The sequence below is a fragment of the Actinoallomurus oryzae genome, assembly GCF_039541955.1.
Taxonomy (GTDB): domain Bacteria; phylum Actinomycetota; class Actinomycetes; order Streptosporangiales; family Streptosporangiaceae; genus Actinoallomurus; species Actinoallomurus oryzae.
On sequence record NZ_BAABHF010000046.1, the window covers coordinates 216,855 to 235,996 of the forward strand.

Annotated in this window: 19 protein-coding genes; 13 read left to right on the forward strand and 6 right to left on the reverse strand. The window is 70.9% G+C overall.

Annotation, left to right across the window (positions count from 1 at the left end; genetic code table 11):
• Positions 1-50 precede the first annotated feature (50 nt).
• Positions 51-3,317 (reverse strand): S8 family peptidase, encoded by a 3,267-nt coding sequence (locus tag ABEA10_RS37315; RefSeq protein ID WP_345472150.1) that lies wholly within the window; start codon positions 3,315-3,317, stop codon positions 51-53.
• Between the two features lie 162 nt (positions 3,318-3,479).
• Here ABEA10_RS37315 and proC point away from each other — a divergent pair, with 162 nt between their 5' ends.
• Together proC and ABEA10_RS37325 are read left to right on the forward strand one after the other, a co-directional pair.
• Complete coding sequence (gene proC / locus ABEA10_RS37320; protein ID WP_345472152.1) at positions 3,480-4,274, forward strand: pyrroline-5-carboxylate reductase; 795 nt, start codon at positions 3,480-3,482, stop codon at positions 4,272-4,274.
• Positions 4,275-4,343: 69 nt separating this feature from the next.
• Complete coding sequence (locus ABEA10_RS37325) at positions 4,344-4,766, forward strand: hypothetical protein (protein ID WP_345472154.1); 423 nt, start codon at positions 4,344-4,346, stop codon at positions 4,764-4,766.
• 119 nt (positions 4,767-4,885) lie between these two features.
• Here the strand turns inward: ABEA10_RS37325 and trpS are convergent, their stop codons facing one another.
• Both trpS and ABEA10_RS37335 read right to left on the reverse strand, forming a co-directional pair.
• Positions 4,886-5,983 carry a tryptophan--tRNA ligase gene (gene trpS, locus ABEA10_RS37330; RefSeq protein WP_345472156.1) on the reverse strand — a complete coding sequence of 366 codons (1,098 nt, stop codon included), beginning with the start codon at positions 5,981-5,983 and terminating at the stop codon, positions 4,886-4,888.
• Positions 5,984-6,156: 173 nt separating this feature from the next.
• Positions 6,157-7,164, reverse strand: coding sequence for an alpha/beta hydrolase (locus ABEA10_RS37335; protein ID WP_329245466.1), 1,008 nt, complete (start codon positions 7,162-7,164; stop codon positions 6,157-6,159).
• Between the two features lie 134 nt (positions 7,165-7,298).
• Here ABEA10_RS37335 and ABEA10_RS37340 point away from each other — a divergent pair, with 134 nt between their 5' ends.
• The 3 genes from ABEA10_RS37340 to ABEA10_RS37350 are packed head-to-tail and all read left to right on the forward strand — an operon-like array spanning position 7,299 to position 9,724.
• Positions 7,299-7,976 (forward strand): FadR/GntR family transcriptional regulator, encoded by a 678-nt coding sequence (locus tag ABEA10_RS37340; RefSeq protein ID WP_345472160.1) that lies wholly within the window; start codon positions 7,299-7,301, stop codon positions 7,974-7,976.
• Positions 7,973-9,163: a CynX/NimT family MFS transporter gene (locus tag ABEA10_RS37345; RefSeq protein ID WP_345472162.1), complete on the forward strand. Its 1,191-nt coding sequence runs from the start codon at positions 7,973-7,975 to the stop codon at positions 9,161-9,163. The genes ABEA10_RS37340 and ABEA10_RS37345 overlap by 4 nt, the downstream gene beginning before the upstream one ends.
• A 39-nt stretch (positions 9,164-9,202) precedes the next feature.
• Positions 9,203-9,724: a GNAT family N-acetyltransferase gene (locus ABEA10_RS37350; protein WP_345472164.1), complete on the forward strand. Its 522-nt coding sequence runs from the start codon at positions 9,203-9,205 to the stop codon at positions 9,722-9,724.
• Positions 9,725-9,774: 50 nt separating this feature from the next.
• On the opposite strand, the gene ABEA10_RS37355 is transcribed toward ABEA10_RS37350, so the two are convergent.
• The 3 genes from ABEA10_RS37355 to ABEA10_RS37365 form a co-directional block, all read right to left on the reverse strand.
• On the reverse strand, positions 9,775-10,818 hold the full coding sequence (locus ABEA10_RS37355) for a CU044_5270 family protein (RefSeq protein ID WP_345472166.1): 1,044 nt from the start codon (positions 10,816-10,818) through the stop codon (positions 9,775-9,777).
• Positions 10,811-11,419 carry an RNA polymerase sigma factor gene (locus tag ABEA10_RS37360; protein WP_345472169.1) on the reverse strand — a complete coding sequence of 203 codons (609 nt, stop codon included), beginning with the start codon at positions 11,417-11,419 and terminating at the stop codon, positions 10,811-10,813. The genes ABEA10_RS37355 and ABEA10_RS37360 overlap by 8 nt, the downstream gene beginning before the upstream one ends.
• Before the next feature lie 99 nt (positions 11,420-11,518).
• A complete protein-coding gene (locus ABEA10_RS37365; protein WP_329245449.1) occupies positions 11,519-11,692 on the reverse strand; it encodes a DUF1272 domain-containing protein in 174 nt (57 codons plus the stop codon).
• A gap of 31 nt (positions 11,693-11,723) precedes the next feature.
• Between ABEA10_RS37365 and ABEA10_RS37370 the strand changes: the two genes are divergently transcribed.
• The 8 genes from ABEA10_RS37370 (at position 11,724) to ABEA10_RS37405 (ending at position 19,141) form a co-directional block, all read left to right on the forward strand.
• Positions 11,724-12,905 carry an acetoin utilization protein AcuC gene (locus ABEA10_RS37370; protein WP_345472172.1) on the forward strand — a complete coding sequence of 394 codons (1,182 nt, stop codon included), beginning with the start codon at positions 11,724-11,726 and terminating at the stop codon, positions 12,903-12,905.
• A complete protein-coding gene (locus ABEA10_RS37375; protein ID WP_345472174.1) occupies positions 12,902-13,720 on the forward strand; it encodes a phosphatase in 819 nt (272 codons plus the stop codon). The genes ABEA10_RS37370 and ABEA10_RS37375 overlap by 4 nt, the downstream gene beginning before the upstream one ends.
• Positions 13,721-13,828: 108 nt before the next feature.
• Complete coding sequence (locus ABEA10_RS37380; protein WP_329245439.1) at positions 13,829-14,032, forward strand: helix-turn-helix domain-containing protein; 204 nt, start codon at positions 13,829-13,831, stop codon at positions 14,030-14,032.
• 131 nt (positions 14,033-14,163) lie between these two features.
• Positions 14,164-14,262: a 30S ribosomal protein bS22 gene (locus ABEA10_RS37385; protein ID WP_012854759.1), complete on the forward strand. Its 99-nt coding sequence runs from the start codon at positions 14,164-14,166 to the stop codon at positions 14,260-14,262.
• Between the two features lie 46 nt (positions 14,263-14,308).
• Complete coding sequence (locus ABEA10_RS37390; protein ID WP_345472176.1) at positions 14,309-15,352, forward strand: NAD-dependent epimerase/dehydratase family protein; 1,044 nt, start codon at positions 14,309-14,311, stop codon at positions 15,350-15,352.
• A 32-nt stretch (positions 15,353-15,384) separates the two neighbouring features.
• Positions 15,385-16,296, forward strand: a complete 912-nt coding sequence (locus ABEA10_RS37395; protein WP_345472178.1) for a lysophospholipid acyltransferase family protein — start codon at positions 15,385-15,387, stop codon at positions 16,294-16,296.
• Positions 16,297-16,385: 89 nt separating this feature from the next.
• A complete protein-coding gene (locus ABEA10_RS37400; protein ID WP_329245430.1) occupies positions 16,386-17,087 on the forward strand; it encodes a GntR family transcriptional regulator in 702 nt (233 codons plus the stop codon).
• A 200-nt stretch (positions 17,088-17,287) separates the two neighbouring features.
• Positions 17,288-19,141 carry a hypothetical protein gene (locus ABEA10_RS37405; protein ID WP_345472183.1) on the forward strand — a complete coding sequence of 618 codons (1,854 nt, stop codon included), beginning with the start codon at positions 17,288-17,290 and terminating at the stop codon, positions 19,139-19,141.
• Position 19,142 lies beyond the last annotated feature (1 nt).

Genomic DNA, 19,142 nt, shown 5'->3' on the forward strand with positions numbered 1-19,142 from the left:
TGATGACCGCGGTGGGACGCCTCCGGCCGGGGACGTCCCACCTCTCGGTCTCAGGCGCCGAAGTAGGCGCGGAGGATGGTCTGGTCGATGGCGCCGCCGCCGGAGTCGGTGGCTCGTACCCGCAGTGAGACGGCTTGGCCCTTGCCGGCGTGGGGGAGTGCGGCGGAGTACTTTCCGCCCGTTCCGGTCACGTGGGCCGCCTGCCAGGTCTTGCCGTCGTCGAGGGAGGTCCACAGTTTCAGGCCGGTGGCCTTCGCCGGGGCCGCCCCGGCGACGCGGGACACGGTGAACGTCGCGGTGTCGCCGTCCGGGTGGTTGAACAGGTCCAGCGGCAGCCGGTAGTCCACCAACAGCAGCGGGAGCCGCTCCTCGACCGGCCTGGAGTGGAACGTCCACTCGGTCGAGGTCTTGGTGGAGACCGGCAGGGCCGCGGAGGCGTCGACGTCATAGACGAGGCGGTACGTCCCGGCGGTGGCCGGCACGCTGAAGTCGCCGTACGACCTGCCGACGGTGCCTTCGAGAGTGCCGCCCGCGTAGAGCTTCATCGTGCGCGTGCTGACGGAGTCCCACTCGGGCATGTCGGTCAGGCAGTCGAAGCCGTCGGGGAGATCCTGCAGGTCCACCAGCTCGACGTGGATGTTCCCGCGGCTTCGGGTGCTCGCGCCCGGCACGCATCCGCTCGGCGAGGCGGCCGTCGCGGAGTAGGGGCCCGGCCGGAACGGCTGGCGCACCCACTCATCGGTCCGGGTACTGCCCGCCGCGAACGTCCGCATCGGAAGCTGGGTGACCCACAGCCCCTGGCCCAGGTTCGGCGGGGCGGCCTCCTCGATCCACTGAATGCCGGGCTCGGCGCTCACGTAGTCGGTGCGCGTCGACCCGCCCGGCACCTGGCCGATGCCCTCGGACACCAGGAACCCGGCGGCGTCGACGCCGTACCGTGTCTCACCGATCGGGTCCTTGGCGTTCCCGTTGATCGTGCCGAACCGCTGGTCGACCCGGGCGAGACTCTTCGGGTCGACCTGGAAGTCCACCGTCGCCGGCACGCTGGAGCCGAGATCGTGCAGCACGTCGTCGACGGTCTTACCGCCGTCGGTCAGCCGGGTGAACGCGTACGCCCGGAGGTTGCCGCTCCGCGCGGCGGCGATCGGGACGGTGTAGACGGTCGGCCGGCCGTCGAAGCTGAACACCGCGGCGGTCCAGGTGTCCTCGCCGAGGGTGCGTTCGACCTGGAGGCCCTGCGCCGAGCCGGGGTCGGGTGTCATGCCCGGTGCCGACACACGGAACGGCTTCGCGTGAGAGCCGTCGAGCGGCAGCGTTACGTCGCGGTCCACGGCGACCTCGACGTCCCCGGCGAGGGCCGCGCGTTCCCCGCCCGCGGTCGTGTCGTCGATCTCGCCGATGACCACGTACCGTCCGGAGGGCACGGTGACCTTCGCGGTTCCGTTCTCGTCCAGCTCGACGGTCTCCGTGAACAACGTGTAATCGTCCAGGTCGGAGACGCCGAACCAACCGGACAGAGCGCCGTCCGGGGTGTCCGGGAGCGCCGTCGCCTTCAGCGTCAGGGTGTGGGTCTCCGGCTCGGCGAACGCGCCGACCGGCGTGCGCAGCGAGACGCCGTCCGCCGTCGCGGTCACGATGCCGCTGTAGGCACCGGCCGTCGTGAGCCGCTCCGGGTCGAGCGTCAGCGTGGCGCCGGCCGACCCACCGGCCGGCACGCTCACCGTGGCGGGCACGGAGAGGGCCGTGGAGGCCCGCCCGTGGGCGTCGGCGAGCGTCGCGGACAGGCGCAGTGTCACCGCGCTCTTTCCGGTGTTCGTCCAGGTGAGATGCTTCGTGAGAGCCGTGGTCGACCCGTGCGGGACCGATCCGAACGCCGCGGTCGCCTGGTCGCCGGTGACCGTCGCGGTGGCCGCCGCGCCGACGTCGAGACGCCCGCCGCCGACCTGGTAGACGGTGCCGCTCGCGGCGTCCGCGGTGCTGACGAGCGCGGCCTTGAGCCGGGCGGCGTCCCAGGACGGGTGCTCCTGCAGCAGCGCGGCGGCGGCCCCGGCGACATGCGGTGTGGCCATCGAGGTGCCGTCGGCGGAGGTGTAGTTCGCGTCGATGACGTGGCCCATGGACGTGCCCGCGGCGCGGGCGGCGACGATCCCGACGCCGGGCGCCGCGATCTCCGGCTTCAGGACCTTGCCGCCGCGGCTGGAGAAGGCGGCGACCTGGTCCTGGCCGTCGACGGCGCCGACGGTGAGCGCCGATCCGGCGATGCCGGGCGTCTCGACGCTGTCCGGGGCCCCGTCGTTGCCGGCGGCCACGACGAACAGGGCGCCCTCCTTGGCGGTCAGGTCGTCGACGGCCTTGGTCATCGGGTCGTTCGCCGGATCGTCGGAGTAACCGCCGAGGCTCATGCTGACGATCGGGGCCCTGGCCGCAGCCCACTCCATGCCGGCGATGATGTCGGACTCTTCGCCGAAGCCGTCGTCGTCCAGAACCTTGCCGATCAGCAGGTCGGCCTCGGGCGCCACGCCGCGGCGCTCACCGTTCGCCGCGGCGCCGGTGCCCGCGATCGTCGCCGCCACATGGGTGCCGTGTCCGAAGTGATCGACCGTGTCCGCGGTGTCGGTGAAGTTCTTCTGCTCCGCGATCCGTCCCTTCAGGTCGGGGTGGTTCGCGTCGACGCCGGTGTCGAGGACGGCGACCTTGACGCCCTTCCCGGTGGCGCCCGCCTTCCAGGCGGCGGGGGCGCCGATCTGGTCGAGGTTGTGGTCCAGCGCCTTGACGCGGACCGTGCGGTCGAGCCAGATGTGGCGCACGCCGGCCTGGATCGTGGCCTTCGGGGCGAGTGCCTGCTTCTTCGGCTGCCGTACCGCCACCGCGCCGATGCTCGACAGCGTCCGGCCCGCGGCCAGGGCGCGCATGCCGGAGCCGTTCTGCACGATCAGCGGCAGGTACGAACGGTGCGCGTCGTCGTCACCGTCCTTGATCAGCGCGGTGACGTCGAACAAGGCCGGGTCGTACACCGTGCCGATCCTCGGCGCGACGTCGAGCGGAACGACCTGTACGGTCCCGTTGGGCCGGATGTTCTTGCGGAAGAGCACCGAACGCCGTCCGGGTCCTGGATTCACCGACACGAGCGGCGGCCCGCCCGGCCGGGTGCGCAGCTGCACGACGTCCCCGGTCAGCAGGGTCACCGTGTACGAGCGGCCGGAGGGCGAGGACGCGGGCGGAGAGGCGGGGTGATCGTCGGCCTGCGCGACGGCCGGCGCACCGGCGACGACCAGGCCCGTGAGAGCGAGGACGAGGCCTGCTCTGGGTCTTCTCATGTGACGTCCATCTCATCGACGACAGTGGTCGAGGAGTATTGGTCACAAAGCGGGATTTCTTTCCCTCCAAATCCGGCGGTTTTCGTTCGTGCAGGTGACGGGGGTGCGACCGAGCGGGTTCCGGCTCGATACGCTTCGTCACGTGACAGGAAAGGGACGGAAATGATCGCGATTCTCGGTGCGGGCAAGATGGGCGAGGCGCTCCTGTCCGGCGTGCTGCGTGCCGGCCGGCGCCCCTCCGACCTGCTCGTCACGGTGCGGCGGGAAGAACGCGGTGCGATGCTGCGCCAGCGGTACGGCGTCGAGGTCGTCACCAACGCCGAGGCCGCGCGGGCCGCGGACACGCTGGTCCTGGCGGTCAAACCGCAGGACATGGGCGCGCTGCTGGGCGAGCTGAAGGACCACATGACGGCCGGGCGGCTGGTGATCTCGATGGCGGCCGGCATCCCGACCGCGTTCGTCGAGGAGCGGCTGCCGCCCGACGTGCCGGTCGTCCGCGTCATGTCCAACACGCCCGTGCACGTCGACGAGGCGATGAGCGTGATCTCGGCCGGCACGCACGCGACGGAGGAGCACCTGAAGCTCACCGAGGAGCTGCTGTCCCCGGTCGGCAAGGTGCTGCGCATCCCCGAGTCGCTCCAGGACGCCGCGACCGCGCTGTCCGGCAGCGGCCCGGCGTACTTCTACTACCTGGTCGAGGCGATGGTCGACGCCGGCATCCTGCTCGGCATGCCGCGAGCCGCCGCCCTGGAGATGGTGATCCAGTCGGCCGTCGGCGCGGCCGTCATGCTGCGCGACTCCGGTGACCACCCGGTGATGCTGCGCGAGGCGGTCACCTCCCCGGCCGGCACGACCATCTCGGCCATCCGCGAGCTGGAGCGGCACGGCGTACGCGCCGCGGTCATCGAGGCCATCGAGGCCGCGCGCGACCGCGGCCGTGAGCTCGGCGGCGGCTGAGTGCGCGGCCGACGGGCGGTTTTTCGCGGCGGCTCTGAACCGAACCGCCCCTCCGTCCGTGTCCGGGGTATGGGGCTACTCCTTCGACTCGCCGTCTTCGCCGGCCTCGCCGTCGACGCGTACGTGCACTTCCACCTGGCCGGAGACACGGGCCAGACCGGGACCATCAGCGAGAGCACGCTGTTCTGGATCCAGGGCGTGGTCGCCGCGGTGGTGGCGATCCTCGTGCTCGTCCGTCCCCGGCCCGTGCCGTACCTCATCGCGTTCCTGGTCGCGGCCAGCGCGTTCGGCGCCGTGGTGCTCTACCGCTACGTCGACGTCGGCGCGATCGGCCCGCTGCCCGACATGTACGAGCCCATCTGGTACACGGAGAAGGTGGTGACCACCGTCGCGGAGGGCGTCGCCACCGTCGCCGCCGCGCTCGGCCTCGTCGTCTCGGCCCGGAGCCGCCGGTCGGCGACGGCCCGCCAGGAACAGCCGGTCAACGTCTGAGAGACCGCCCGGAAACCCACTGCCGCGCTGGGCACTGGGCTTCCGGGCGGTCTCTTGAGTCTCGGCCGGGCGGGCGCGCTTCGGGAGACCCATCGGCACACAGGGTCCCGGGCGGTCCTTCAGGCGGAGAGCAGGCCCATTGCCTCCTTCGCCGCGACGACGGTGCCCGCCGCACGCTCGCGAGCCCGCTCCGCGCCCGTACGGAGGATGCCCTCCAGCTCCGCGGGGTCGGCGGACAGATCGGCGTAGCGGCGCTGGATGGGTTCGAGCAGAGCGATCACGGCGTCGGCGGTCTCCTTCTTCAGCACGCCGTACGAGCCGGCCGTGAGGTCCGCGACCGGGGTTCCGGTGCAGGCGGACAGGATGGCCAGCAGGTTGGACACGCCCGGCTTGCCCTCCGGGTCGTACACCACCTCGGTGCCCGAGTCGGTCACCGCCCGCATGATCTTGCGGCGGACGACGTCGATCGGGTCGAGCAGGAAGACGGTGCCGGGCGAGTCGATCGACTTGCTCATCTTCGCGGTCGGCTCGGACAGGTCCATGACCCGCGCCGCCGCCGGAGGATGGACCGCGCGGGGCATCGTGAACACCGGGCCGTACTTGCGGTTGAAACGCGTCGCCAGGTCACGCGTCAGCTCGACGTGCTGGGCCTGGTCGGCGCCGACCGGAACGTCGGTGGCCTGGTAGAGCAGGATGTCGGCGGCCATCAGCGCCGGATAGGTCAGCAGCGACAGGCGCACGACCGACTGGCGCGCCGACTTCTCCTTGAACTGGATCATCCGCTGCATCTCGCCGTAGTGCGCGGTGCTCTCCAACAGGTAGGCCAGCTCGGCGTGGGCCGGAACGTTGCTCTGCAGGAACAGCACGCAGCGCGCCGGGTCGATCCCGGCCGCGACGCACAGCCCGGCCAGTTCGAGCGATCGCTCGCGCAGCCGCGCCGGGTCGTGGTCGCTGGTGAGGGCGTGCAGGTCCGAGACGCCGAAGACGCAGTCGCCCGTCTCGAGCAGGCGCGCCGAGGGGAGCAGCGCGCCGAGCAGGTTGCCGAGCGTGGGATGGCCGGAGGGGGTGAACAGGCTCAGGACGCGGGTCGCGGCGGCGGAACCGCCCTGAGGCGTCGCGCCTTCGGTTCCCTCACCGCGTTCGGTCGCGAGCCCTCCGTCGCCGGAGGAGGTGACCACGGGGGCAGCGTCGTCGAATGTCTCAGTTCGTTCCGTCATGGCGACTCCTTCGAGCAAGGGCCGCCCGGCGAGCGCAAGAGAAAACGGCCGCCGGAGCGGCGACCGTTGGGTGAGTGCGAGGACTGGGCGGCCGCCGTCAGGCGGCACGCCAGCTCTGTCGAAGTCCTCGCATGTACGCAGCGTATCAGGCGGCCGGTATCAGGCGGCCGGTATCAGGCGGCCTCGGTGACCGAGTCCGTGCCGAGCACCCGCCGGATGAAGCGGCTCGCCTCGCGCATCGCGGCGTCCGCCTCGGGGAGAATCCGGTTGAAGATCTGGAAGACGTGCATCTGCTCCGGCCAGATCTGGAGGTCGTAGGGGCTTCCGGCCTCCTCGAGCACCTCCGCGAGGGCCTCGGCCTCGGCCCGGAGCACCTCGATGCCGCCGACCTGGATGAGAAACGGGGGAAGCTCCTCGTTCGGACAGGTCAGCAGTGAGAGGCGGGGGTCCTCCCAGTCACCGGTGCCGACGTAGAGCCGACCGAACCGGGTGGCGACGGCCGGGACGATGTAGGGGTCCCGGCTGCTCGACACCGAGGCCGTGGCGAGCTCGCCGGTGAGGTCGACCCAGGGGGAGAAGAGCACGACGCCGGCCGGGGCCGGCAGGCCCGTACGGCAGGCCTCCGCGGTGAGGGCGGTGGCCAGGTGGCCGCCGGAGGAGTCGCCCGCGATGATGATGCGGTCGGAGGGGAACCCGCGTGCCAGCAGCAGGCGGTAGGCGTCGAGCACGTCCTCGAATGCGGCGGGGAAGGGGTGTTCGGGGGCGAGCCGGTAGTCGGGGGCGAGTACCGGAAGGTCTGTGTCCATCGCGAGCCGGGTGGTGATCACGCGATGGGTGCGGGGGGAGCAGATGGCGTAGCCGCCACCGTGGAGATAGAGGATCGCGCCGCGTTCGGGCGAGCAGCCAGGGGAGCGCAGCCACTCGCCACGTACAGGCCGTTTGACGTCCGGATCCTCGACGCAGGGATCGATGATCGGCTCGACGCTCACGCGGGGGTCGGCGCGCAGACAGCGGGAACCGGCTCCCAGCAGCGAGCGCCAGAGCCGAATGGTCGCCGATCGGCCCTTGATCCGGCCTGCGAACGGCCTGACCCCGAGACGCACCGCCGTGGTGAGCACACGGCTCTGCGAGCTCGGGGTCCGCGCGAACGGGGGGATGTTCACTTCTTTCTCATAGTCCACCGCAACCGCCTCCTGGGCCAGGAGCCACCTGTGTAGTTAGATGCCCCCACCTTTCGGGTGCTCACGTCACAACATGGTTGAGACATCAGATGTCAGACGTTTAACATGCCTGACATCTGGCATGATCACAAGACGTGACAACACTTGAACCGGTTCCTCGCTCTTCGGCGGTCGAAGCGGTGATCGACCAGATGCAGGGGCAGCTCACGGCGGGAAACTGGTCGGTCGGGGACCGGATTCCCGGCGAGTACGACCTCGCCGCCCGGCTCGCGGTCAGCCGCCCGGCCGTGCGCGAGGCGATCCGGGCGCTGAGCCACATCGGCGTGCTGGAGGTCCGCCGGGGCGACGGCACGTACGTGCGCAGCGCGGTCGACCCCCGCCCGCTGCTGCGCCGCGTCGAGCGGTCCACGCTGCGCGACGTCTTCGAGCTCCAGCAGGCCTACGACGTGCAGGCGGCGCGGCTCGCGGCCCGGCGGCGCACCCAGGACGACCTCCTGCGGCTCCGTGCCCTGCTGGAGGACCGGGACGCGGCCTGCGACCCCGGGGAATTCGGCACGGCCGACGCGGCGTTCCATCTCGGTATCGCGGATGCCTCGCACAACGCATTACTGGCGGAGGCCTTCCGGTACTTCCAGAGCCGGCTCCGCGAGTCGCTGAGCGCGGTGCGGCTGGACCGGGAGCTGCCCGACGCCGGACCCGAGGCGCACCACGCGGTGGTCGACGCGATCGCCGCACGCGACCCGGACGCGGCCGGGCACGCCGCGGAAAGGATCATCGTGCCCACTCTTGACGCCCTGGAGGCATTGCTTTGAGGAGACACGTCGGTGTCATCCTGATCGTTCTGGTCGCGCTGAACCTGCGCCCGGCCGTCGTCGCGGTCGGGCCGCTGTTGCGCCAGATCCAGGACGACGTCGGCCTGTCCGGGACGGCGGCGGGTGCGCTGACGACCCTTCCGGTGCTGTTCTTCGGCTCGTACGGGCTGGTCGCGCCGTTCCTGCGGCGCGGCCCGCGCGGCGAGACGCTGCTGGTCACGAGCATGGTCCTGCTCGTGTTCGCGCTGCTCGCCCGCGTGATCCCGATCCAGGTGGCGCTGTTCGGGGGTGCGCTGCTGGCCGGTATCGCGATCAGCATCGGCAACATCGCCGTTCCGGCGATCATCAAGCGCGACCACCCGCAGGCGATCACGACCGTCACGGCCGTCTACACCGTCGCGATCACCGTCGGCGCCGCGGTCTCCTCCGCCGTGGTGGTGCCGTTGCAGCACGCGCTGGGGTCGGGCTGGCGCCCGCCGCTGATGCTGCTGGCCATCCCCGCCGCCGTGGCGGCGATCGCCTGGCTGCCGCGGCTGCGCGGCGCGGCGGCGGCCACGCCACGGCCCGAGGCCGGCTCGCCGCAGGTGTGGCGGTCGGCCCTCGCCTGGCAGGTCACCGGCTTCATGGGCCTGCAGTCGCTGCTGGCCTACGTCACCTCGGGCTGGCTGCCCAGCATCTGCCAGGACCGCGGGCTGAGCGAGGCGGCCGGCGGGTACGCGCTGGGCCTGTCGAGCCTGCTCCAGGCGGCCGGGGCGTTCCTGGTGCCGGTGATCGGACGCCGGTTCCGCGACCAGCGGCCCCTGGTGGCGCTCGCCATCGTGCTCACCGCGGCCGGGTACGCCGGGTCGATCTGGGCGCCGGCCGGCTCGATCTGGCTGTGGATCGTCGTCCTCGGCCTCGGCCAGGGCGTCGGGTTCGCGACCGCTCTGTCGTTCATCGGCCTGCGGGCCTCCGACGCCCACGTGACCGCCCAGCTCTCGGGCATGGCGCAGGGCGTGGGGTACGTCATCGCGGCCCTCGGCCCGCTGGCCGTCGGCGCGGTGCACGACGCGACGCACGGCTGGACCGCGCCGGGCGTGCTGGTCCTCGCCGTCTCGGCGCTGATGTTCGTGCCGGGCTTCGGCGCCGGCCGCGAGCGCACGATCGGGGAGGAATCCCGGGTCGAACGCCACGCCGCCGCCGTGTGACCACGGCGACATCGAGCCGCCGTCCCGCGTTGGAGAGGCATGGACGAACGACTGCTCACACTGCGCCCGGTGACAGAGGCGGACCTGACGATCCTGGAGCGGCTGACCTCTGATCCGGACTCGACCGGGGAGTTCGCCTGGTTCGGCTGGCGTGAGCCGGGCCGCTACCGCCGCCGGTGGACCGAGAACGGCCTGCTCGGCGAGGACGGCGGCGTCCTCATGGTGCGGCGAGGGGAGGAACGCCTGGGGTTCGTCGCGTGGAACCGGCGGCAGATGACCCCGGCATCGTTCTGCGTCAACATGGGCATCGCCATGCTGCCCGACGCCCGGGGCAAGGGGTACGGCGCGGAGGCGCACCGCCTGCTGGCCCGGTACCTGTTCGCCCACACGACCGTCCACCGGATCGAGGCCGACACCGAGGTGGACAACATCGCCGAGCAGAAGGCGCTGGAACGGGCCGGCTTCAGCCGCGAGGGCGTGATGCGGGGCTGCGGCTGGCGGGACGGCGCGTGGCGCGACGGGGTGACCTACAGCATCCTCCGAACCGATCCGCCGGTGTAAGCCGCCGAAGCCGGGCCGGGCGGGCCGCCCGGCCCGGCTTCGGGCCTCTCTCAGTTCTCCTTGATCGCCGGTGCGGTGTCGGAGACCTGGACGCCCAGTTGGGCGGTGGCCTCCGTCACAGTGCCCTTCGGGAGCCCCGCCGCGGCGGCGTCCACGACCACCGTGCGCGCCCCGAGGTAGGCGTGGGTGCGGCGGTCGAAGATGTACTCCTGGCGCGTGCCCTCGGTGTCGGTCAGGGCGACGGCGGCGCCCTCGCGGCCCACGGCGTCCTTGGCCGAGGCGACCGCCTCGACGCCGGGGATCGTCGCCGCCGCACGGAACAGCGCCGCTCTCTGCGCCGCCGGCAGGTACGCCTCGGTGAGCAGGCCGCCTACCCGCTGCCACGCGGCGATGGTCTTGCCGGGGTCGTTCTGCAGCCCGATGTAGAGGTGCTGCCGCATCCCCTCGGTGTCGGTCGGCAGGCGGCTCGTGTACGCGTAGTCGTTGCGGAGGTGGTCCGCGCGGCCGTCGGACTCCGCGAGCCGGTCCGGACCGTGCTCGCCCAGCCCCTCCCGGGCCTCGGGCGGAAGCGGCGATCCCGGGAGGGCCGTCGGCGGAAGCACCTCCTCCTCGAGCACGCCCTTCGTGTCGAGCCCGGCCACCGGCTTCCAGACCGTACGCCGTGTGTTGGTGAGGTAGCGCGTGGCGCCCCGGTCGGAGCCGGAGTCCACCTCCTCCATTTCCTGCGACCGGAAGACCAGGAACTGACCCTGCCGCGGGTGCAGTTCCGGCTGGTGCAGTGCCGCCTCCGCGGCGCGGTCCAGGGTCCGCGTGACGGCGGCCGGCGCCACGGCCGAAGGCAGCACGACGGGCGACTGCGGCGAGCCCGGGCCCGAGCCCACGCTCACCGCGACTCCGGCGGCGACAGCGGCGGCGGCCAGGCCGCCGGCGACGCCGAGCCGCACGAAGACGCGCCGCCTCGAACGGAGGGGTGCGGCCGATCTGGCGGTCCCGGTGATGGCGGCCATCAGCCGCCGCTCCTCGGCGCGCAGGTCGGACGGGTCCGGCTCGGGGACCTCGGCGCGCAGCAGGCTCAGCTGGGTCATCTCATCCATGAAGAACTTCCTCGCTGATCGATGTCGGGTCGACCCCGCCGAGTTCCTTGCGCAGCTTGGTGCGCGCCCGGTTGAGACGTGAGCGCACCGTTCCGATCGGTACGCCCAGGGCCTGTGCGGCATCGGCATAGCCGAACCCGCCCCAGGCCACCAGCAACAACGCGTCACGGTGGCTGGACGGCAGGCTCGCGAGCGCGTCCGCCAGACGACGGCTCACCGCTCCGGCGCTGACCCGTTCGTCGCTGCGGTCGGTGAACGACTCGGTCACCGGGTCGGCGCCCGTACGGGCGAGGGCGCGCAGCATTCGCACCTCGCCGCGGCGGTGCCGCCCGATCCGGTTGGTGGCGATGCCGTACAGCCACGGGCGGGCGTTCGGCTGGGACAGGTCGTAGCGGTCACGCTGCCGGAACGCCAGCAGGAAGGTGTCGGCGACGACGTCCTCGGCCGCGTCCGGTCCCAGGCGGCGAGTGACGTACCGCTTGATCTGGGGCGCGTACCTTCGGAAGACCTCGGCGAACACCTCGGGTTCATGGCGGGACCGCGCGATCAGGGAGGCGTCATCGGCCTCGGCTTCGGTCGCGGTCCGGCCGTTCTCGCTCATTCTGACTGACCTCTGGCTCTCGATCGGCTCTCGGTCGGGACACCTGCTGTTGCCCGATGCCGCGTGAGCGGTTCCGTCGCCAGAGAGGGGCGAGAAGGTTCAGACGCGGGTGGGGCGGCGGGCCAGGTCGCCGCCGCAGTTGGGGCACGTGTGGGACATCGCGCGGGTGCACGCGGCGCAGAACGTGCACTCGTAGCTGCAGATGTAGGCCAGCCCGTTGGCGTAGAGCGGCTCGTCGCAGCGTTCGCAGGTGGCGCGCATCTCCAGGCCCATGGCCGCGGAGCCTACCGGTACCGTGACCAACATGGACGAACGGAGCCGCGACTCGTATGACACGTCGCTGCGGGTCTTCTGGGACGAGCGTCTCACCTCATACGACTTCGGCCCCGAACATCCGATGAATCCCGTACGCGTCGAGCTGACCATGGCTCTGGCCCGCGACCTCGGCGTCCTCGACGCGCCCGGGGTCACCGTCGAGGGGTTCGAGCCCGCCGGCGACGACCTGCTGCGGCTCGTCCACGACCCCGCCTACATCGACGCCGTACGCGCCGAGCGGGCCGACCCGGCCCGCGGCCTCGGCCTCGCCGACAACCCGGTCTTCTCCGGCATGCACGACGCGTCCGCGCTGGTCGCCGGGGCGACCGTGGCCGCCGCGCGCGCCGTCTGGGAGGGCACGGCGGCACACGCCGCCAACATCGCCGGCGGCCTGCACCACGCGATGCGCGGCGCGGCGTCCGGCTTCTGCGTCTACAACGATCCGGCCATCGCGATCGCCTGGCTGCTGGAGCAGGGCGCCACGAAGGTCGCCTACGTCGACGTCGACGTCCACCACGGCGACGGCGTCCAGGCCGCGTTCTACGACGACCCTCGGGTGCTGACGATCAGCCTGCACGAGTCGCCGCTGACACTGTTCCCCGGCACCGGCCTGCCGCAGGACACCGGCGCCGAGGGCACGGCGGTCAACGTGGCGCTGCCGGCCGGCACCGACGACCGGCTGTGGCTCCGGGCGTTCGACGCGATCGTCCCGCCGCTGCTGCGGGAGTTCGCGCCGCAGATCCTGGTGACCCAGCAGGGATGCGACAGCCACGACCTGGACCCCCTCGCGCACCTGCGGCTGAGCGTCGACGGGCAGCGCGCCGCGTACCGCGCGCTGCACCGGCTGGCCCACGAGACCGCCGGCGGTCGCTGGGTCCTCGTCGGAGGGGGCGGATATGCGCTGGTCCAGGTGGTGCCGCGGGCGTGGGCCCACCTGCTCGCCGAGGCGGCCGAGCGGCCCATCGACCCGGAGTCGATCACCCCGCCGACCTGGCAGAACTACGTGCGCGACCGTACCGGGGCGCGGGCCCCGGAACGCATGACCGACGGCGAGGACGTGGAGGTGCAGACGTGGGCGGGCGGCTACGACCCGGCGCATCCGGTGGATCGGGCGGTGATGGCGACGCGGAGGGCGGTGTTCCCGGAGCACGGCCTGGATCCGATGCAATGACGGCGCCGGATCCGGCCGCGGTCCCCACACGTGCGGAGCTGCGCGAGCACCTGGTGCGCACGCTCATCGCGGGCGACGTGGCCACGCCACGGCAGAACAACCTCCTGCACTACCGGCGGATGGCGGCGGGACGGCCGTACTACCAGTTCGGGCTCGAGTTCACTCGCGAATGGACGTTCGAGGACGTCTTCGCGCTGATGGTAAAAAAATGCGGGATTGATCCCGATACATCGCATCTTTACGGTGACGACACGATCGACCCGGAGCTGACCATCGACGCGCTGGAGGCGATGGGGGAGCGGATCGGCCGGGCGGCGGCTCGCGAGGAGACCGTGCTGCTCGCCACCGGGCACCCGTCCGGCCTGCTGCCGGTGTATCTGGCGGTGGCGCGGGAGCTCGTGGCGCGGGGCTGCCGGGTGATCACTCCGGCGGCCGGCTGGTCGTACGAGGCGGACACGTCCCGAGGTCCGGAGAGGCGCCAGATCCGCTACGTGGACGGGGTTGCGGTGCTGTCGGGAGGCGGAGCGCTGCACCATACACACGACCCACATCCGATGCGAGCGATACTGGAAGAACTAACAGCAAACGCGACACTATGGCCGGATCTGGTCATAGCGGACCACGGCTGGGCGGGCGCGGCCGGACAGGAGGGCGTGCCGACGGTCGGGTTCGCGGACTGCAACGATCCGGCGCTGTTCGCGGGGGAGGCAGAGGGCAAGATCGGGGTAGTGGTGCCTCTGGACGACAACGTGCCGCCGCACTACTACACGCCGCTAACGATGTATCTTTTGGCGCGTTCGAGCCTGATTGGTTGAACTCCCCTCTTGCGACTACAGATTCACGATTTACGCTGGAGAAAGTACACGGCCGTGATCAAAGTCACCGCAAAGGTCTGACGCGCGGCGTGTGGAAGAGGGCGTCCGATGAGCTCAGGCGAGCGACCTCTGAGCGAGGTCAGGTTCCTGACTGTGGCCGAGGTGGCGACGGTGATGCGGGTGTCCAAGATGACCGTATACCGCCTTGTTCACTCAGGAGAACTACCGGCAATTCGCGTGGGACGTTCGTTCCGCGTACCGGAGCAGGCTGTCCACGACTATCTGCGAGACGCTTACATCGAGGCGGGCTGACCCCCGACCGTGTCGGGGGTCGCCGAGCCCGCGGACGACGGGCGTACTGGCGGCGGTACCCTTGGGCTTCGGGCTGTGCCCGCCAAGGGTGCTGATCGCCTGTTCCCGGTCGACCATCGAGTGAGGGTTTCGTGGGCTCTGTCATCAAGAAGCGTCGTAAGCGCATGGCCAAGAAGAAGCACCGCAAGCTGCTGAAGAAGACGCGGGTCCAGCGCCGTAACAAGAAGTGACTTCTCGTTGAGGTAGTCGTAACGGCTGGGGGGCACTGTGTCATCCATGCGTCCCTCGGAGAGCGGATCACGTACCCCGGGTACGGCCCGGGTGGTCCTGGTCACCGGCGTGTCCCGCTTCCTCGGTGCAAGGGTCGCGGACGCGCTTCAGGCCGATCCCAGTATCGAACGGGTCATCGGCGTGGACACCGTTGCGCCCACGATGCCGCTCGGGCGTACGGAGTTCGTCCGCATCGACATCCGCACGCCGAGCATCGCGAAGATCATTAACGCGGCCGAGGTCGATACGGTCGTGCATCTCCACCTGGTGACGATGGCCGCCGCGGGACGGCTGAAGTCCAAGGAGCAGAACGTCATCGGCACGATGCAGCTCCTGGCGGCCTGCCAGCGGTCCCCGGCGATGCGCAAGGTCGTGGTCCGCTCGTCCGCGGCGGTGTACGGCTCGTCCGGGCACGACCCGGCGGTCTTCACCGAGACCGACGAGCCGGTGCGGCCGCCCGCCTCCGGCTACGCGAAGGACGCGGTCGAGGTCGAGGGGTACGTCCGGGGGCTCGCCCGGCGCCGCTCCGACCTGACCGTGTCCGTGCTGCGCTTCGCCAACTTCCTCGGGCCTCACGTCGACAACCCGCTGAGCCGCTACTTCCGCATGCCGGTGGTGGCGACGGTGCTGGGGTTCGACCCGCGCCTGCAGTTCATCCACGAGGACGACGGTGTCGAGGTGCTGCGGCGCATGGCGACCGAGGACCACCCCGGCACGTACAACGTGGCCGGCGACGGCGTCGTCCTGCTCTCACAGGCGTTGCGCCGGGCCGGCCGGCCGACCCTGCCGCTTCCGGCGCCCGCCCTGCAGACGCTGGGCGACGTCGGGCGCCGGTTCGGTGGGCTGAAGGGCTTCTCGCCGGAGCTGCTGCGCTGGCTGACGTACGGCCGGGTGCTCGACACCGAGCGCCTGGCGCGCGAGCTCGCCTGGCGGCCGAAATACAGTTCGGAAGAAGCCTTTACCGATTTCGCGGATTCGCAAGGTCTCGGTCATGGTCTGCCCGCCGGGCTCCTCGACCGGTTGGCGGGCGCCGTAGGGGGCAAGAGGTGAGTCACGACCCTCTGGAGGAGGCGAGATCCGAAATGCGGCCAGAAGCGCAGGTCATTCCGCTCAACACCGACGCCGCAGAGCATCTCGTCCGTGAACCCGCGGGTTTGGACCACAAGGTCGCTTCCGCTCTGCAGTTCGTACGGCGACGGCTGACCGGCGAGTACGAGATCGACGAGTTCGGCTTCGACTCCGAACTCAACGAGAACGTCCTGCTGCCGCTGCTGCGCCCGCTGTACGAGCGCTGGTTCCGGGTCGAGATGTTCGGCATGGAGCACGTCCCCGACACCGGCTCCGCGCTGGTCGTCGGCAACCACTCCGGCACGCTGCCGATCGACGGCGTCATGCTCCAGGTCGGCCTGCACGACGACCACCCCGCCCACCGCAACCTGCGGCTGCTCGGCGCCGACCTGGTCTACCAGATCCCGGTTCTCGCCCACCTCGCGCGCAAGAGCGGGCACACGCTCGCGTGCCAGGCCGACGCGGCGCGGCTGCTCGCCCAGGGGCAGCTCGTCGGGGTCTTCCCCGAGGGCTTCAAGGGCGTCGGCAAGCCGTTCAGCGAGCGCTACCGGCTCCAGCGGTTCGGCCGGGGCGGGTTCGTGGCCACGGCCCTGCGCGCCCAGGTGCCGATCATCCCGTGCGCGATCGTCGGGGCCGAGGAGATCTATCCCAAGATCGCCGACCTGAAGCCGCTGGCCCGGCTGCTCGGCTTCCCCTACTTCCCGGTGACGCCGACCTGGCCGCTCTTCGGCCTGCTCGGCCTGGTGCCGCTGCCCTCGAAGTGGATGATCGCCTTCGGCGAGCCGATCCGCACCGACGAGTACGACCCGGCGCAGGCCGAGGACCACATGACGGTCTTCAACCTGACCGACCAGGTGCGCGAGACGATCCAGAACATGCTCTACGACCTGCTCCGCCGACGCGGCCCCGCCTTCCTCCGCGCCTGACGCATCGGACCGCCGAGCCTTCGAGTACGGGGTCTCGGCTTCCGGAATTGAATCGATAGTCGATCAACACCGGTAGACTGCGCGGTGGGATGTCACGCCCGCACCTGGACCAGGTCGTCGCGAAGGAAGGCGGCAACAGCGTGACCGACGTCGCTCCGCTGCGGACCGGTTTGCTCTCCGACCAGGTCTACGACCGCCTGCGACAGGCGATCATCGACGGCAGCCTCGGGCCCAACACCCGCCTGGTCGAGTCGGACCTGGCGCGCCGCTACGGCATCAGCCAGGCGCCCGTACGCGACGCGATCCGCCGTCTCGCCCACGAGGGGCTGGTCAGCCACGTCCAGCGCCGGGGCAGCTACGTGGCGGAGATCTCGGCCGAGGACGCCGCACGGGCCCGGGAGATCCGGGTCGTCCTCGAAGGGATCGCCGCGCGTGAGCTCGCCGCCGACTGGACCCCGGAGGCCGAACAGGCGCTCACCGAAGAGGTGGAGCGCATGCGGGCCGCTGCCCGGTCGGGCAGCCAGTCCAAGCTTCGCCAGGCCGACCTGGCCTTCCACCGCCGCCTGTGCGCGCTCGGCGGCGACACGCTCGTCCAGCGGCTGTGGGGCGTGCTCGAACCCAGCCTGAACCTGCTGCAGGTGGTGGGCGACCCGTTCTACAAGGGCGACCTGGACGAGCTCCCCGAGTGGCACGCCCGCCTGGTCACCGTCCTGGCCTCCGGCGACGCGGAGCGTGCCGAAGCGGCCGTCCGCGACCACGCCGCCGGCAAGTCACACGGCCTGATCACCTGAACCCGGCGCCCTTACGGCCTCACCGGCGTCCCGTCCGGGGGCCATACCGGGGTCGGCTGCCACTTCTCAAGCGCCGCATCACGCCCGAAACCGGACATCTCCGGGATATTGACCGAGCGCTCTCTGCTCGCTACGGTCCGGCTAATCGATCAGATCCAATCGATTAACGTTTATCCTTCGCCGCCGGAGGAGTCTCCTGCATGGTTCCGCTCAAACACCGCCTCGCGCTGATCGCCGTCGCCGCACTCGGCCTGGTGGCCGCCGCCCCCGCGGCAGCCTCGGGTGCCCCCGCCCGGACCACCCCGTGTCACGCCACCGAGTTCTACGTCTCGCCGAACGGCGCCGACTCGGGCGCCGGCACCGCGCACAGCCCGTGGCGCACCGTGCAACACGCCCGCGACTACATCGCCCGCCACGGCCTCAATCGCCACATGCACTGCGATATCGACGTCAACCTGCGTGCCGGTGACTACACCGTCGACCAGACGATCGCGTTCACCGGTGCCGACTCCGGCAGCGACGGGCACCGCGTCGTCTACCGCAGCTACGACGGCCCGGGCAAGGCGCGTCTGCTGGGCGCCCGGCAGGTCACCGGCTGGCAGCCGTACAAGGACAAGATCTACCGGGCCCAGATCGGCACCGGGCACCCCATCCACACGCTGTACGAGGGCGACCGGCGCGCGACCACCGCGCGCTACCCCAACCGCGGCGCCGACGAGACCTGGGCGCCCTACCTGCGCGCCACGCTCGTCCCGGACCGGCGCAACAGCCAGACCTGGCTCACCTTCGAGCCCGGCACGTGGGACCAGAACTGGGACCTGCACGACGCCCAGGTGGTGATCTGGTCGGGCGGTTCCTGGAGCTGGTTCACCGACACCGACCCGATCAAGAACATGTCGTGGAACAAGAACCTCGCCACGCTGACGTACCCGACGCGGTACTCCATCCAGACCGACGACCCGGGCTCGCGCTACTTCATCCAGAACTCGCTGGACTTCCTCGACCAGGCGGGCGAGTACTACTACGACTCGGCCACCGGCTGGCTCTACTACTGGCCCCGCGACGGGAAGATCGACACCCCCGTCTGGGCGCCGACCGTCCAGACCATCGTGTCGGTCACCGGGAGCTCGACCGGCGCGCCGGCGCACGACCTGACCTTCGACGGGCTGGCGTTCGAGTACTCCGACTTCGTGGACTGGTACCGCTTCGCGTGGAATGCCGCCGGTGACTCCGGCACCGCGCACAAGTACCAGGACTACGACCGGCAGATCGAACTGCCCCGCAACCGGTTCGGCACGATCACGCTGACCAACACGACCGGCATCGACCTGCACGCCCTGCACGTCACCAACACCGGGTGGGAGGGCGTCTACCTCACCGGGCGCGCCGACCACGACACCGTGTCCGACAGCTACTTCGCGCACATCGGCGGCGACGGGGTCAAGATCGAGGGCCCGTATCCCGGTGAGGGCGACATCGCCAACCACAACGTGTTCACCGATGACTACTACGACTACTACGGCGAGCTGGTGCCCGGCGACGCCTCGGCGGTCGAGCTGCTCGACAGCGGGTCGAACGTGGTCAGCCACAGCGTCATGCAGCACAGTGCCCGGTACGCGGTGAGCATGCGCGCGGTCACGACCGCGGCCAACGCCGACGACTACGGCCAGGGCAACGCGCTGTCCTACCTGAAGATCGCGCACGTCGGCGAGGACAGCGGCGACACGGGTGCCATCTACGCGTACGGCGTGCAGAACTTCGATCCGCACACCATGAACAGCTCCGTGGACCAGGTGACGATCGACGACGTGAAGGCCGACCCGTCCATGCTGGACTCCCCGCCGCGCGGCGTGCACATGGACTTCGGCGGCTGCGGGTTCACGTTCTCCAACATCCAGGTGACGAACGTGCAGGGAGACCAGTACCACGGGCCGTCGGCGGCGGAGTGCAACGAGTTCGCCAACGACAGCTGGAGGGACGGTTTCGACACCTCGAAGATGCGCTACGACCAGATCGGGCTCACCGCGCAGTTCCCCTACCCGGTGGGGCAGTGAC

Coding starts and splice junctions, on each gene's coding strand:
- ABEA10_RS37355 (WP_345472166.1), bottom strand. CDS start 10,818: ATGGATGAGATGACCCAGCTGAGCCTGCTGCGCGCCGAGGTCCCCGAG.
- ABEA10_RS37375 (WP_345472174.1), top strand. CDS start 12,902: ATGACGGCGCCGGATCCGGCCGCGGTCCCCACACGTGCGGAGCTGCGC.
- proC (WP_345472152.1), top strand. CDS start 3,480: ATGATCGCGATTCTCGGTGCGGGCAAGATGGGCGAGGCGCTCCTGTCC.
- ABEA10_RS37405 (WP_345472183.1), top strand. CDS start 17,288: ATGGTTCCGCTCAAACACCGCCTCGCGCTGATCGCCGTCGCCGCACTC.
- ABEA10_RS37395 (WP_345472178.1), top strand. CDS start 15,385: ATGCGGCCAGAAGCGCAGGTCATTCCGCTCAACACCGACGCCGCAGAG.
- trpS (WP_345472156.1), bottom strand. CDS start 5,983: ATGACGGAACGAACTGAGACATTCGACGACGCTGCCCCCGTGGTCACC.
- ABEA10_RS37315 (WP_345472150.1), bottom strand. CDS start 3,317: ATGAGAAGACCCAGAGCAGGCCTCGTCCTCGCTCTCACGGGCCTGGTC.
- ABEA10_RS37365 (WP_329245449.1), bottom strand. CDS start 11,692: ATGGGCCTGGAGATGCGCGCCACCTGCGAACGCTGCGACGAGCCGCTC.
- ABEA10_RS37380 (WP_329245439.1), top strand. CDS start 13,829: ATGAGCTCAGGCGAGCGACCTCTGAGCGAGGTCAGGTTCCTGACTGTG.
- ABEA10_RS37400 (WP_329245430.1), top strand. CDS start 16,386: ATGTCACGCCCGCACCTGGACCAGGTCGTCGCGAAGGAAGGCGGCAAC.
- ABEA10_RS37350 (WP_345472164.1), top strand. CDS start 9,203: ATGGACGAACGACTGCTCACACTGCGCCCGGTGACAGAGGCGGACCTG.
- ABEA10_RS37360 (WP_345472169.1), bottom strand. CDS start 11,419: ATGAGCGAGAACGGCCGGACCGCGACCGAAGCCGAGGCCGATGACGCC.
- ABEA10_RS37325 (WP_345472154.1), top strand. CDS start 4,344: ATGGGGCTACTCCTTCGACTCGCCGTCTTCGCCGGCCTCGCCGTCGAC.
- ABEA10_RS37370 (WP_345472172.1), top strand. CDS start 11,724: ATGGACGAACGGAGCCGCGACTCGTATGACACGTCGCTGCGGGTCTTC.
- ABEA10_RS37390 (WP_345472176.1), top strand. CDS start 14,309: ATGCGTCCCTCGGAGAGCGGATCACGTACCCCGGGTACGGCCCGGGTG.